This window comes from Metallumcola ferriviriculae (assembly GCF_035573695.1).
GTDB lineage: Bacteria > Bacillota > JADQBR01 > JADQBR01 > JADQBR01 > Metallumcola > Metallumcola ferriviriculae.
The window spans coordinates 3170001-3185014 of record NZ_CP121694.1 but is presented as its reverse complement, the minus strand read 5'-3'; the positions used below and the strand labels follow the sequence as shown (position 1 = coordinate 3185014).

Here is a 15014-nt window from a genome sequence, read left to right as displayed (position 1 = left end):
ATGATGCAACCGGAACTACTCGCTCCCGCGGGTTCATTTGAAGCATTAAAGGCGGCAGTGGAAAACGGCGCTGATGCAGTATACCTGGGTGGCAAAGATTTTAGTGCTCGGCAGTATGCGGCTAATTTTGACCGTGAGGAAATGCAGGCCGCTATTGAGTATGCACACTCTCGCGATGTCAAAATTTATGTTGCCGTTAATACTTTATTGGATGACCAAGAATTGGAGGGTGCCGTAGAATATCTTTATTGGCTTTATAATGCCGGTGTGGATGCGGTAATTATACAAGATATGGGGCTGCTTCTTGCGATTAATACGGTGCTTCCGGAACTTGAACTTCATGCAAGCACCCAAATGACAGTTCATAATTCTAGGGGTGTTGAGATGGTGTCACAGGCTGGTATCCACCGGGTGGTATTGGCCAGGGAGGTTTCATTGGAAGACACTGCTAAAATTGTTCGGCGCACCGGTGTGGAAGTTGAAACCTTTATCCATGGGGCGCTATGTATCAGCTACTCGGGACAGTGTTTGATGAGTAGTATGATTGGCGGACGCAGCGGCAACAGGGGACGCTGTGCACAGCCGTGTCGGCTTAAATATACTTTGGTGGAACAGGATGGGACGCCACTAAACGTTGAAACTGAAGGGGATCATCTGCTCAGCCCCAGGGATTTAAATACCCTGGCCTTGCTGCCCCAATTGGTGGAGGCCGGCATTAGTGCTTTAAAAATAGAAGGTAGGATGAAACGGCCGGAATATGTAGCAGTGGTAGTGAGAAATTACCGGCAGGCACTTAACCGTTCCTTAGAAAGTCCCGAGACTTTCGAGCTTGCACCCGGCGAACAGCGCGAAATGGGCCAAGTATTTAATCGTGACTTTACTACCGGTTACTATCATACAAACCCGGGCCGGGACATTATGAGCTACCATCGTCCAAATAACCGTGGTCTGTTTTTGGGCAGGATTGAGGAGATTAGTCAGGGAAGGGTTCGGCTGACCTCGGATCTTCCTTTATCGGTAGGTGATGGTGTGGAGGTTTGGATACCTAGGGGACGTGAAGGAACAACCATTAGGAATATTATGCTGCGGGACGGGACTCAGGTTACCTCCACGGCTGCGGGTGAAACTGTCCTGCTAGAGTTAAATGCCGGCAGGGCAGGTGATCGGGTTTTTAAGACTTATGATGCTCAATTGATGGAAAAAGCAAAACGTTCATATACATCTCCCAGGGAAGAAAGAGTAAACAAACTTTATTTTAGAGTTACGGCTGCCGTCGGCAGCCCCATGACATTGACTATAAAGGATGAAAAGGGGATAGACATCGAAGTGAGCGGTGAATTTATCGGCGAAGCAGCGCGTAAAAGACCTCTTACTGAGAAGGTACTGCGGGAACAGCTTTCTCGCTTAGGCAATACGCCGTACAAATTGGCGGAGCTGGAGGCGGAAATCCGAGGGGAAGTAATGTATCCGTTGAGTGAAATCAATAAGCTGCGCCAACGAGCCGTGGAAGAACTGAAAAGGCGCTCAAGAAAGATTATGGCAAATCCCCATCTTCGAGCCAATATATTTGAGAAAAGAGTTCACGAGTTCCAAAAATCCGCACAAAGCAAATCCCGAAAAGTTGCTGATATGCCAAAACTAGCAGTACAGGTAGGGTCATTGGACGCTGCTAAGGCAGCAATAAGTGCTGGCGCTGATCGTATCATTATTGGGGGCGAACACTTTCACGGACGCCCTGCCTTTACTTTAAAGCAGCAGGAAGAGGCAGTGAAAATGGCCAAAGAAGTCGGGTGCAATATTTTGATTGCCCTGCCGCGTCTGTGGTTCGAGGGCCAGGAACAAACTATCAGCAATTACCTCCGGCGGGTTGAAGAATGGCACCCCGATGGTCTGCTGGTGGGTAACAAGGGGAGTATAGCTTTGGCGAAAGCTGTGACAAGTTTGCCGTTGGTTGGCGATTATACCCTTAATGCCTTTAACAGTTTTAGTACTGACTTGTTAAAAGAATGGGGCTTATCGCAGGTCACTTTGTCTCCCGAATTAACTTTTCGGCAATTAGAAAATATGAGGGTTGACCTACCGGCAGAGTGTTTGGTACACGGGAGGATACCCTTGATGATTTCCGAACATTGTGCATTAGGTGCTCTCATGGGTGGTAAGGCTGGATCGAATAAATGCAGCCAGCCCTGTAAGAACCAGCGAGTGGGATTAAAGGACCGGATGCAAATGATATTCCCTGTGGAAACAGACCAGTTTTGCCGGATGCATATTCATAATCCGAAGGAGCTATGTGTCTTAGATGACTTACATCGTTTTCAGCAGCTGGGTGTTCAATGGCTGCGTATTCTTGCTCGGGAAAAAGAAGCAGGTGAGGTAGTTAGGTTAGTTAAGGCCTACCGGCAGGTATTGGATGACCAGGCGGACGGGGAACAACTAAAAGATGCCTTGGAGAAGGCAAGTGACCAAGGGTTTACCAAGGGACATTACTACCGCGGTGTGATATAATTGTGCCGGCGATATGAAAACTTGGAGTGAATGTTATGAACGACCGAACTATAAAGAAACTTGAATTGGATAAAATCATGGCAAAACTGGCCCAATGTTGTGCCACCAATTATGGTAAAGAATTGGCTGCGGCGGTAAAACCTGCGGAGAATTTGACTCTGGTGAAAAAGCGAATTACCGAGACCAGTGAGGCTCGAGATATCTTGCGGCTTAAAGGTGCTGCACCGTTTGGAGGAATTAAAGATATCCGCACTGCACTGCAGCGCTGTCAGAAAGGGGCTGTGTTACCGGCGGAGGACCTGCTCGCGGTTGGCGACTTTTTGCGCGGCACCAAACGCTTACGGGAGTTTTGTTTGGCATTAGAACAAGATTTACCTTTAATAAAAGACCTGGCCCAGCAGATTGTGCCTATTAGCACTCTGGCAAGTATTCTTGCAAAAAGTATTACTGATGAAGGTGAAGTAGCGGACAGGGCTTCAGAAAGATTGTATAGTCTACGCCAGAAAGCGAGAACATATCAGGCCCGTGTCAAAGATAAGCTTAACGAAATAATTCGTTCGCCGGGTACGCAAAAACTACTGCAGGACCCCATAGTGACCATTAGAAATGGACGTTATGTAGTACCCGTAAAACAAGAATACAAACCCCAGTTCCCCGGCCTAGTACATGATCAGTCTGCCAGTGGGGCGACCTTATTTGTGGAGCCCATGTCGGTGGTTGAGATTAATAATCAGCTGCGTCAGACAGAAGCAGCTGAGCAGAAGGAAGTAGAGGACATACTACGTCGGCTTACCGAACGAGTAGCTACCTTTGCTGCCGAATTAAACGTTTCTCAGGAAGCTGCGGCGTGTTTGGACTTGATATTTGCTAAAGGGCGTCTCAGCGAACTGATGGATGGAGGTGCCCCGGGTCTTAACAACCAAGGAAAGGTGCATATAATTCTGGGTCGACACCCCTTAATAGAAGGGAAAGTTGTACCGGTAACAATAAACCTTGGCTTTGATTTTGACACTTTGGTTATAACCGGACCAAATACCGGGGGGAAAACCGTCACTCTTAAGACGGTGGGATTATTTGTCTTAATGGCCCAGTGCGGTTTACACCTGCCTGCCCAGGATGGTACTGAAATTTCAATTTTCCAAAATATTTTTGCGGACATTGGCGATGAGCAAAGTATTGAACAGTCTCTCAGCACCTTTTCTTCTCATATGACAAATATCATTGATATAGTAGGGCAGGCGGGTGGACGGAGCTTGGTATTGTTAGATGAATTGGGGGCCGGTACCGATCCTACCGAAGGGTCCGCTTTGGCCATGTCAATTTTAGAGTATCTCCATCAGCGGGGAGTTAAGACTGTGGCTACCACCCATTACAGCGAATTAAAGGCATATGCTTATAGCACCGACGGGGTAGAGAATGCTTCAGTAGAGTTTGACGTAAAGACCCTTAGGCCAACATATCGTTTGATGATTGGTGTGCCCGGCGGTAGCAATGCATTTGAAATTGCATCCCGGTTAGGGCTGCCGGAAGACTTGGTTGGTCGAGCCAGACAGTTTCTCACAGGTGAAGAGGTAAAAGTGGCTGACCTTATTCAAGGGTTGGAAGAAAACCAAAAGGCCAGCGCCAAGGAAAGACAGGAAGCGGAAAGTATTCGCAGACATTTAGCTGCTGCCCGATCCCAACTTAAGGAGAAAGAGTTGGAATGGGACAATCAACAGACCAGGATTATGCGTGATGCCCACGATGAGGCTGCACAGATAATTAAGGAAGCAAATAAAGAAGCAGATGATATGTTGAAAAAAATTAGGGAACAATTCAGCAGGCAGATGGAGCAGGCTAATGTTGAAGCGGCGCAAAAGGCGCGTAAGGGCCTAGCCGAGCGGGAACGAGAACTGGAAGAACAAAAGGAAAAATACCGATTCAAGACACCTGGTAAGGCACCAAAACAGATTTCACCTGGTATGGAAGTGCATATTCCGAAACTCGCACAAAATGGCTTTATAATAGAAGGGCCTGACAATCAGGATGAAGTACAGATTCAGGCAGGTATCATGAAGATTAAAGTAAAAAAGTCAGAAATTCGGCTGTTGGAGACCTCTGAACAAGGTCAGCAAAATAGGGACGGCGTTGTTAAGCTGGTGTCCGATAAAAGTTTCCACATTGCCCCTGAATTGGACTTAAGAGGCCTGATGGCTGACGAAGCAAAGGAAAGGGTGGATAAATATCTGGATGATGCGGTTTTAGCCGGTCTCAATCAGGTACGTTTGATCCACGGTAAAGGTACCGGTGCCTTGCGTAGTGCATTAAAGGGGCTGCTTAAAAATCATCCTCAAGTAGCGGAGTTCTTTTTGGCGGACGCGCGTCAAGGTGGCAGCGGCGCCACCGAAGTAAAACTAAACCGCTAATCGCAGAACTTTAAAATCAACCCCTGCGTGTCAGATGCCGCATTAAGGCCCGGGATTTATCTCCGGGCCTTAGAAGTTTTCTATCTGATTTGTTATTAATAAGCGGCCGCATGGAGATATTAAATAGTGCGCATGAAGACAACTGCGTAAGATTAACTATCTTGGTGGGAGGCAGCCAAAGTGGGTGGATTTGAAGAGGAAGCGGGTACGATGGAGTCAGTACATAATAATATGTTGTTTGACCCTTTTCACAGGCAGGATATACATGGTCTAACTAGACCGGATTTATTTAGTGTTGCCGGGGGGAAACTGGTTTTTCAGACAGAAACGGCGCGGAGCGGTGGAGATAATCTTTCTGCGGGGGATTTTGGTCATCAGGTTGCATGTGGAATTTTAAACAGCATTGCAGTTACCGGCGCTCTCCCTATGGCGTTAAATTTGTCCGTGGTAGCATCAAAGGGAACTTCCCAAGGTTTCTTGGAAAAGTTGCTGGCAGCTTTTAAAAAAGTGGCAGCCCGGGAAAATGTGCTGATAACTGCCACCACTGAAAAAAATAACGACATGGATGGTATTTTTGTTTCCACCGCAGGCATTGGTTTTTTGCCAGCGGAGTTGACTTTGGGAAGTGATCGTGTTAAACGGGGTGATATTCTTATTCTCTGCAGCAGGTTCGCGGAGGATAGTACATTGGTTGATAGTTCAGGGCCTGAAGTTTTTACTGATGTGATTCAGGAAGTTTTAACACTAGGCGGGGTACGCCTCATCTGCATGCCGAGACGAAGGGGGATAGCTGGTGCAGTAAGCGAAATAGCAGCACGGGTGCCCGCCGAAATCAGCTTGGTTGAGCCGCGGGCGGAAGTTTGCCGCCAAAACTTTGCCGGTTTAAAGGGGTTTCAAACTGACCCGTTTAATTTAGCGTGTGACAATTTATTACTTCTGGTAGTTGGTGGGGATTGCGCGACGGATGTCATTGAACTGCTATCAGAATATCCCCCAAGTGCTGGGGCTCATGCCATTGGTAGTATCACCGATACCGGGATTAAAGGACCAGTATGGCTGAATACTGCTAACGGTCGGCGAATTCTTATCCAGGAAACGCTTAATGACGCCGATAATTAAATCCCCCAAGTGCAAGTCTTTGGGACGTAGGCGGAAGCCTAGTTGAACTTATGTCTCCCAGAACTTATACTTTCTGACTAGGCAATGACGTGGCTGCTTGGTCTAAAAAACACCCAACAATGTTGGGTGTTTTTTAGACTAGTTATTTTGCACATGTATTTTAATGATGTTTGATTTTGAAGTAAGACTAGTATTTACATCAATCGTAGTCACGCGGTAATAATATACATCTGACGAAGACACTTTTTCATCAATCCAATTAGTTTCCGTGGTAAGAGCGATGTTATATTTGTTACTGCTGGAGTCGGTCCACCGTTCAATGGAATATACCACGTCTTGGCCGGCAGAAATTTCATCTGATTCCACCTTCCATTCCAATGAGACGTTTACTCCGTTTGGGGCGTCTTCACTTTTGGCACTACTGCCAAAGAGTGTTGGTTCTGCAGGTGGTACTTGTGTCGGTTGATCGTTTTCCTTACCTTGGCTATTATCATCCGCCCTACCGGGATAGGTATCGTTGTTTCCGGGTACCGGGCGAGGTCGACCGACCGCTGAACCGGATAACTGATGTTCCGGTATATCACAGTAGTTGTTAGGAGCGGTCCCCGGGGAAAATACTCGTTGGACTATAAGTTCTTCAGGGCAACCCCCTTCCTGCCCCGGAGCAGGAATATTAGCCAATACCATTTTACCTTCGTGGCGCGGGTCATCACAGGTGCTCAGTAAAACCGTTGTGGAATTAGTGTGCACATCGCACACTTCAGTGGGCACCTGTAACTCAGCATCCTCTACTTTCTTATTACCGGTGTATGGAATGGGCCGTTTGAGGAATACTCCTGTTATAACATCAGGACAAAACGGCGAGGGCAGTTTGCCGGATTCGGCACAGACTTCCGCTTCCACCCAAGTATCAGATACTTTCTGCGGTTCTGTTCCTCTGGCAAACAGTTCTGTCCGGATAAATTTGTCCGGGGTTAATTCGCTGGGTAAAAGGCCGGATTTACTATCTACCGCAACCTGAATAATGTTTCCCGGTTTTTCAAATGGTTTGGGTTCGACATCCTTCAAGGCAGCTTCCATTACAGCTTTCCAAATCAATGCCGGATATTTTCCGCCGTAAACCTGCTTGAGATAATGGTCCTTATCGGTCACATCATAACCCAGCCATACTACTGCGGCCAGCTCTGGAGTGAAGCCGGCGAACCAGGCATCTTTGTTGCCGGCGACATTTCTAAATTCACTGCCGGTCAATTGAGTGGTACCGGTCTTACCCGCTACCGGCCAACCGGGGATAGCAGCTCGCCATCCGGTACCTGTCCGGCCTTGGGCATCTTTAACTACAGTTGTTAAGATATTGCTCATTAAGTATGCAGTTGACTCAGACATGGCAATGCGCTTCTGCGGCTTATTTTCCACCAGGACATTTCCATCGCTGTCAGTAATCATTGTAATTGCGTAAGGCTTTATATATACTCCTTTGTTGGCAAATGCGCCATAGGCAGAGGCCATATCTAAAGGCGATACGCCTTTAGTTAAACCACCCAGTGCCAAGCTGAGATTTCGGTCAGTTTTTAAAAGCGGTAGGCCAAGATCTTTGGCAAAGTCGTAGCCGGTCGTTACACCAATTTGATCTAGGAATTTGACAGCAGGAATGTTTACGGACCACCGCACCGCTTCACGCATGGTTATTAAACCACGGTAACGACCGTCATAATTTCCTGGTTCGTAGTTTTCCTGATTGGGAATTGGATAGCTTACCGGGACATCGTCAACAACGGTCGCCGGGGAAAGACCACTTTCCAAAGCCGGTGCATATACTGCTACGGGTTTAATGGAAGAGCCAGGCTGACGCTTAAGCTGTGTTGCTCTATTAAGTCCTCTTTTAGTTACATGTTCCCGCCCGCCTATTAGGCCTTGAACAGCGCCGGTATGGGGGTCGACAAGTGCCATGGCACTTTGTACCGGCTCTTCGGTATTCACTTGCGGGAAATTATCCCGGTTTTTGTATACTTCCTCGATTTTTTCTTGGATATCAGTATTTAAAGTAGTATATATTTTTAAACCGCCGGTATAAAGCTGCATTTCTTCCACACCATTCTCTTTAAGCAGACGTTCTGCTTCAGCAATGACGTGGTCCATAAAATAAGGATACTTATAAGTTCTTTTTTGTTGTAAATCAGCCAGCTTAATTGGTTCTTTTTTGGCTTGCTCTGAGTCCTGGTTACTAATCATATCAAGTTCAACCATTTCGTTGAGCACGATGGCGCGGCGGTTTTTTGCTTCCTCCATGTTGATAAAGGGAGAATACCGGCCGGGAACGTTAGCAACACCTGCCAACAGTGCACTTTCAGCCAAAGTTAGATCCTCAATGTTTTTACCGAAATAGGTTTGGGCGGCAGCTTGTACGCCATTAGCACCGTGACCAAAATAAATAGTATTTAAATAAAAATTAAAAATTTCATCTTTAGTATAAGTTCTTTCTAGTTGGATAGCTAAGAGAGCTTCTTGTATTTTCCTTTTGTATGTTTTTTTCGGGTTCTTGAGAAAGGCGTTTTTAGCTAATTGTTGGGTAATGGTGCTGCCGCCCTGGGCTTTATAACCCTTCTGCATATTGACCCATAAAGCTCTGGCTATGGCCATTGGGTTGACACCAAAGTGGTCATAGAAGGCATTATCTTCAATCGCTACAAAGGCATCCTTTAAATCTTGGGGAATTCGCTCGAAATTGACGGGGACACGATTTTCACTGCCGTGAAGTTCGGCAACTTTAGCAGCCTGACTATCGAATACGAAGGTGGTTAAATTCCAATCGGGTCCTTCTTGAGGTTTGTAATCGGGAAGATTACGAATAACTCCCATTACGAACCCAACACCGGCACCACCTACAATAAAGGTAACCAACAAAAACACCAGCACGAAGACTCTAAATATATTAAGTTTACGTTTTTGCTTTTTTGTCTTTTTAGCCATGAGCGGCCTCCTTGAAAGGAATTTCTCACATCACTTCCCAAACATTATAACACAAAGGATTTCCTAGTAAAACGACAAAAACTGCTTGAACTTCCAGCTTTAGTCGTGATAAAATATCGTGAGTAAGTGAGGAGATGGGTACAATACCCTAAAAATCTTGAATTCAGAGAGCCGGTGGTTGCTGCAAACCGGTCAAGGTTTTAGGTGAAATTACACTCGGAGCTTACAGGGTGGCCCCCCTTAACGGGTGGAAAGTGGCTGCCTATGGCAGCAATTAGGGTGGTACCGCGGAACACTTCGTCCCTAAAGTGGACAAGTGTTTTTTGTATTTTTATGAGTTTATGGGAAACTATTTGTAAAGGAGCTGGTAATTCATGAAGGATGCGCAGACACAGCTGGCGGTGCTAAAACGCGGTGTGGAGGAAATCATTCCGGAAGAAGAGTTAACGAAAAAATTGGAAAAGGCAATTAGCGCTAACAAACCTTTAAAGGTTAAATTGGGTTTGGATCCCACTGCTCCGGATATCCACTTGGGGCACACTGTGGTATTGCAGAAACTGCGCCAATTTCAGGACTTGGGGCACCAGGTGATTATTATTATTGGGGATTTTACCGGCCGAATTGGTGACCCTACCGGCAAATCTGATACTCGTAAACAGCTTACTGAGCAAGAAGTGCTTGCTAACGCGGAAACTTACAAGGAACAGATTTTCAAGGTGCTTGACCCGGAAAAAACCAGAGTGGTTTTTAACAGCGAATGGTTGGCAGCACTGAAGTTTCAGGATATCATCGAGCTATCGGCTAAGATAACTGTAGCCAGGATGCTGGAACGAGATGACTTTTCCAAACGATATAAATCAAACCGGCCCATCAGCATTCATGAGTTTTTTTATCCATTAATGCAGGGGTATGATTCTATTGCTTTAGAGGCAGATGTAGAGCTAGGGGGGACCGACCAGAAATTCAACCTGCTCATGGGCCGAACATTACAGAAAGAATACGGACAAGAGCCCCAAGTGGCGCTTACCATGCCTATCCTTGAAGGATTAGATGGTGTGCAAAAGATGAGTAAGAGCTTGGGTAACTACATAGGTATTAATGAAGCTCCCAAAGAAATTTACGGTAAAACTATGTCTTTGACGGATGATTTGATTGTCAGATACTTTGAATTGGTTACTTCAGTGTCGCTTGAAGACATTGAAAGAATTAAAGATGATATGGAGCAGGGAGCCAATCCCAGAAATTATAAAATGCAGTTAGCTTGGCAGCTAGTCAAACAGTATTACGGTGAAGAGGCAGCAGATCAGGCTCAGGAAGAGTTCGAAAAAGTGTTTCAAAAAGGGGACCTCCCTGATGATATGCCTGAAGTGCAGATAACTTCAGAAGTTTTGGAAGACGGAGAGATTTTGCTGCCTAAGCTTATAGTGTATTGTGACCTTACATCCAGCACCAGTGAAGCTCGCCGGATGCTTAAGCAGGGCGCAGTGAAAGTGGATGACGAAAAGATTGAGGACGTGGATTACCAGTTGAAGGTTGCAGATGGCATGGTGCTGCGTGTGGGTAAGCGCCGCTTCGCCCGATTACGCCTGGCTTAATATTGGCTTGAACGATTAGGCAGAAAAACTAATCATTTAAAAAGTCAACGACTGTAGTACCATGTGACGCATGAGTTGACTTTTTGTAAAAAAGGCATTGACTAACAGAAACTATTCACCTTTCAACACTTTCTACATATATTACAGTTGAGAGGTGATTGTGCATGCTCGGGCGGAGAAAAGTGAGCATCAAGCGTAAACGCAACCATAGGCCAAGGAAGCCTCGTTGGTTAGTGATTTTTTTAGCATCCTTGCTTGCTGCGTTTTTTATATTGGAATTCTTACTTGCTCCCACCATAACAGCCTTTGCCGAAGCAGAGGCTAATTGGCGGGCAACTGAGGCTATAAATGAAGCAATATTGTCTGCTGTCGTTGAAGACATGGACTATGCTAAACTAGTGCATATCGAAAAAGACGAAAAAGGCAACATATTATATATGCAGCAAAACCTGCTGCAGTTAAATAAGATCAACACCAAGGCTACTTTAAAAATACAAGAGGAGTTAAAAAAGTTACGCAACCAAAAAATCCAAATACCGATAGGGCAGATAACCGGCAGTAACCTGTTAGCAAATTACGGGCCGAGTATAAATCTGTGGCTGCTTCCTGTTGGTACGGTGGAGGTCAAGGTGCAGGATAAATTTGAAGACGCCGGTATTAACCAGACTCGGCATAAAATATATTTAAATGTGAGCAGTGATATACGCGTGATCATACCCTTATTAAACTCTGAAATAACGGTAAATGCACAGGTGCCCGTTGCTGATACTGTAATCGTTGGTGATGTGCCGGAGACTTACTTAAAGTTAGATTTGGGCAAGGACAGTTCGTTATTTGGTATTTCTGACAGATAATCAAGTTTTAATAGGGAGTTATCTATAAACTAAATGTGATTAAATAAATCCGGGGAAATTTTCACCCGGATTTGTATATTTTCTACTAAAATTGCAATATATAATTAGGGAAACAGTATTTATGACGATCATTGAAATAAATTCAGGGCTTTACTTGACAACGACTAATAAAATATGCTATATTTCAAAGCGTCGCTTCTACAAGTGACCTTCTCGCAACAGAGCAACTGACCAAAAACTACCAGTTGTAAAGTAAGGCGAGAGATGATAGGATAGATTTTGTCGCTTTTAGAGGCGGCGGAAGAAGCGGAGAGACGAGGTAGAAAATATCAGTTGAAACGCGGGAAGAAATATGATAAGATAGTATTTGTCGCCGAAAGCGGCGGCGAGAGAGGTCTTTGAAAACTGAACAGCGGAAAGAAAGTTTTAAAGCCTAAATTTTAAAGCAGCGGCAACCAAGCGTGATAAGCGTTTGAAGTACCGAGGCAAAAGATTTAAGCGGACCCTTTTTGTAAGAAAATAAAGCAAAGAGGAGCCGGAGAGAACTTCAAGTTAAGATAATTAAGCTCAAATGAGCTTAAGATAATTAACAGGAGAGTTTGATCCTGGCTCAGGACGAACGCTGGCGGCGTGCTTAACACATGCAAGTCGAACGGTTCTAACCGTAAAGACACTTCGGTAGACTTACGGGGACGGATAGTGGCGGACGGGTGAGTAACGCGTGGGCAATCTGCCCTTTAGACCGGGATAACAGGTGGAAACAGCTGCTAATACCGGATACATTCAAGATATCGCATGATATTTTGAGTAAAGGAGGCCTTAGTGCTCCCGCTAAAGGATGAGCCCGCGTTCCATTAGCTAGTTGGCAGGGTAACGGCCTACCAAGGCGACGATGGATAGCCGGCCTGAGAGGGTGAACGGCCACACTGGGACTGAGACACGGCCCAGACTCCTACGGGAGGCAGCAGTGGGGAATATTGCGCAATGGGGGAAACCCTGACGCAGCAACGCCGCGTGAGCGACGAAGGCCTTCGGGTCGTAAAGCTCTGTCATTGGGGAAGAAGTCTTGCACGTCAATAGCGTGTAAGGTGACGGTACCCGAGGAGGAAGCCCCGGCTAACTACGTGCCAGCAGCCGCGGTAACACGTAGGGGGCAAGCGTTGTCCGGAATTACTGGGCGTAAAGGGCGTGTAGGCGGCCGATCAAGTCTAGTGTGAAATACCTGGGCTCAACCCAGGATTGGCACTGGAAACTGGTTGGCTTGAGGGCAGGAGAGGCAAGTGGAATTCCTAGTGTAGCGGTGAAATGCGTAGATATTAGGAGGAACACCAGTGGCGAAGGCGACTTGCTGGCCTGACCCTGACGCTGAGGCGCGAAAGCGTGGGGAGCGAACAGGATTAGATACCCTGGTAGTCCACGCCGTAAACGATGGGTACTAGGTGTTGGAGGTATCGACCCCTTCAGTGCCGCAGCTAACGCATTAAGTACCCCGCCTGGGGAGTACGGTCGCAAGACTGAAACTCAAAGGAATTGACGGGGGCCCGCACAAGCGGTGGAGCATGTGGTTTAATTCGACGCAACGCGAAGAACCTTACCAGGGCTTGACATCCTCCGCTATCCCTAGAGATAGGGAGTTCCCTTCGGGGACGGAGAGACAGGTGGTGCATGGTTGTCGTCAGCTCGTGTCGTGAGATGTTGGGTTAAGTCCCGCAACGAGCGCAACCCCTGTACTTAGTTGCCATCATTAAGTTGGGCACTCTAAGTAGACTGCCGGTGACAAACCGGAGGAAGGTGGGGATGACGTCAAATCATCATGCCCCTTATGTCCTGGGCTACACACGTGCTACAATGGACTGTACAGAGGGTAGCGAAGCCGCGAGGTGGAGCCAATCCCAAAAAGCAGTTCTTAGTTCGGATTGCAGGCTGAAACTCGCCTGCATGAAGTCGGAATCGCTAGTAATCGCAGGTCAGCATACTGCGGTGAATACGTTCCCGGGCCTTGTACACACCGCCCGTCACACCACGAAAGCTGGCAACACCCGAAGTCGGTGACCTAACCTTCTCGAAGTTGGAAGTTCGAAGTGAGAAGTGCGAGTTCAAGCTGGTCTTGAGGGTCAAGGATAAAGAAAAGAAAAAAGCAAGAGAAGACCCAAGAGACCCTAAAGGAAGACAGGAGAAATCGCACCTCGAAAGTCGGACCTCGAACTTCGAGAAGGATGGAGCCGCCGAAGGTGGGGCTAGTGATTGGGGTGAAGTCGTAACAAGGTAGCCGTATCGGAAGGTGCGGCTGGATCACCTCCTTTCTAAGGAGAAAAGAAATACTCCTAGGTCGATTTAGGCTTTAAGAGAGAAAATCCGCTGTTTAGTTTTGAAGGACTTCTTGAATTAAGAGTCAAGAAGTTTCTTTTAACAAAGGGAAGAAAAGTTCTTTGAAAACTGCACAGTAAAGGAAAAGAAACAATTCATTGAGTAAGAATTGAGTTGTTTTAGGATCCAAAAACCTAAGGCGAAGAAGTAAAGTAAGAAGGTCAAGCTACGAAGGGCATACGGTGGATGCCTAGGCGCTAAGAGGCGAAGAAGGACGTGGTAAGCTGCGAAAAGCTCCGGGGAGCTGCAAGCGAGTGTAGATCCGGAGATGTCCGAATGGGGAAACCCGGCAGAGCAAACCTCTGTCACCCTATGCTGAATATATAGGCATAGCGGGGCGAACCGGGGGAACTGAAACATCTAAGTACCCCGAGGAAGAGAAAGAAAACTCGATTTTCCTAGTAGCGGCGAGCGAACGGGAAACAGCCTAAACCCGTTGGGAGGTGAGAGGTGAGAAGCGAGAAGTGAGAGCTTTTGCAGATCTTTGGGGTCAAAAGGCCCAAAAGAGAAGGCCCTAAAAGGGTCAAAAAGGACTGCAGAATAATCGCACCTCCAACATCCCACTTCTCACATCCCAACGGGGGTTGCGGGACTCTCATTTAGCAGGAAAGAACTAGCCGAAGAGGTCTGGAAAGGCCCACCATAGGAGGTAATAGTCCTGTAGGCGAAAGTTTTTGAATGTGAGAGAGCATCCCAAGTACCACGAGACACGTGAAACCTCGTGGGAATCCGGGGGGACCACCCCCCAAGGCTAAATACTCCTTAGCGACCGATAGAGAAGAGTACCGTGAGGGAAAGGTGAAAAGCACCCCGGGAGGGGAGTGAAATAGAACCTGAAACCGTATGCTTACAAGCAGTCAGAGCACGTTAAAAGTGTGATGGCGTACTTTTTGTAGAACGGGCCAGCGAGTTACGTTAATAGGCGAGGTTAAGTACCATAAGGTACGGAGCCGAAGCGAAAGCGAGTCTGAATAGGGCGAATTAGTCTATTGACGTAGACCCGAAACCGGGTGATCTACCCATGGGCAGGGTGAAGCGGAAGTAATGTTTCGTGGAGGCCCGAACCAACCAACGTTGAAAAGTTGGTGGATGACCTGTGGGTAGGGGTGAAATGCCAATCGAACCCGGAGATAGCTGGTTCTCCCCGAAATAGCTTTAGGGCTAGCCTCTGGTTAGATTTGTGGAGGTAGAGCACTGAA

At 46.8% G+C, this 15014-nt stretch carries 7 protein-coding genes, 2 rRNA genes and 1 other annotated feature (1 of these 10 only partly in view); of the genes, 8 read left to right on the top strand and 1 reads right to left on the bottom strand.

What is annotated here, in order from left to right; translation table 11 throughout:
• The 3 genes from MFMK1_RS15710 (at position 1) to MFMK1_RS15700 (ending at position 6029) form a co-directional block, all read left to right on the top strand.
• Positions 1–2505, top strand: a complete 2505-nt coding sequence (locus tag MFMK1_RS15710; protein WP_366922624.1) for a U32 family peptidase — start codon at positions 1–3, stop codon at positions 2503–2505.
• Positions 2506–2540: 35 nt separating this feature from the next.
• Positions 2541–4910 (top strand): endonuclease MutS2, encoded by a 2370-nt coding sequence (locus MFMK1_RS15705; protein WP_366922623.1) that lies wholly within the window; start codon positions 2541–2543, stop codon positions 4908–4910.
• A 180-nt stretch (positions 4911–5090) separates the two neighbouring features.
• On the top strand, positions 5091–6029 hold the full coding sequence (locus tag MFMK1_RS15700; protein WP_366922622.1) for an AIR synthase related protein: 939 nt from the start codon (positions 5091–5093) through the stop codon (positions 6027–6029).
• 138 nt (positions 6030–6167) lie between these two features.
• Here the strand turns inward: MFMK1_RS15700 and MFMK1_RS15695 are convergent, their stop codons facing one another.
• Positions 6168–8999 (bottom strand): transglycosylase domain-containing protein, encoded by a 2832-nt coding sequence (locus MFMK1_RS15695; protein WP_366922621.1) that lies wholly within the window; start codon positions 8997–8999, stop codon positions 6168–6170.
• 122 nt (positions 9000–9121) lie between these two features.
• Positions 9122–9307 (top strand) — a binding site (T-box leader).
• A gap of 66 nt (positions 9308–9373) precedes the next feature.
• On the opposite strand from MFMK1_RS15695, the gene tyrS reads away from it, so the two are divergent.
• The 5 genes from tyrS to MFMK1_RS15670 all read left to right on the top strand — a co-directional run.
• Positions 9374–10594, top strand: a complete 1221-nt coding sequence (gene tyrS / locus MFMK1_RS15690; RefSeq protein ID WP_366922620.1) for a tyrosine--tRNA ligase — start codon at positions 9374–9376, stop codon at positions 10592–10594.
• 164 nt (positions 10595–10758) lie between these two features.
• Entirely contained in the window at positions 10759–11448 is a 690-nt protein-coding gene (gene yunB, locus MFMK1_RS15685) for a sporulation protein YunB (protein ID WP_366922619.1), read from the top strand.
• A 279-nt stretch (positions 11449–11727) separates the two neighbouring features.
• Positions 11728–11850 (top strand): hypothetical protein, encoded by a 123-nt coding sequence (locus MFMK1_RS15680; protein ID WP_366922618.1) that lies wholly within the window; start codon positions 11728–11730, stop codon positions 11848–11850.
• Between the two features lie 185 nt (positions 11851–12035).
• Positions 12036–13751: ribosomal RNA gene (locus MFMK1_RS15675) — 16S ribosomal RNA — on the top strand.
• Between the two features lie 223 nt (positions 13752–13974).
• A 23S ribosomal RNA gene (locus MFMK1_RS15670) occupies positions 13975–15014 on the top strand (it continues 2466 nt past the right edge of the window).
• Together the 16S and 23S rRNA genes form the textbook arrangement of a ribosomal RNA operon.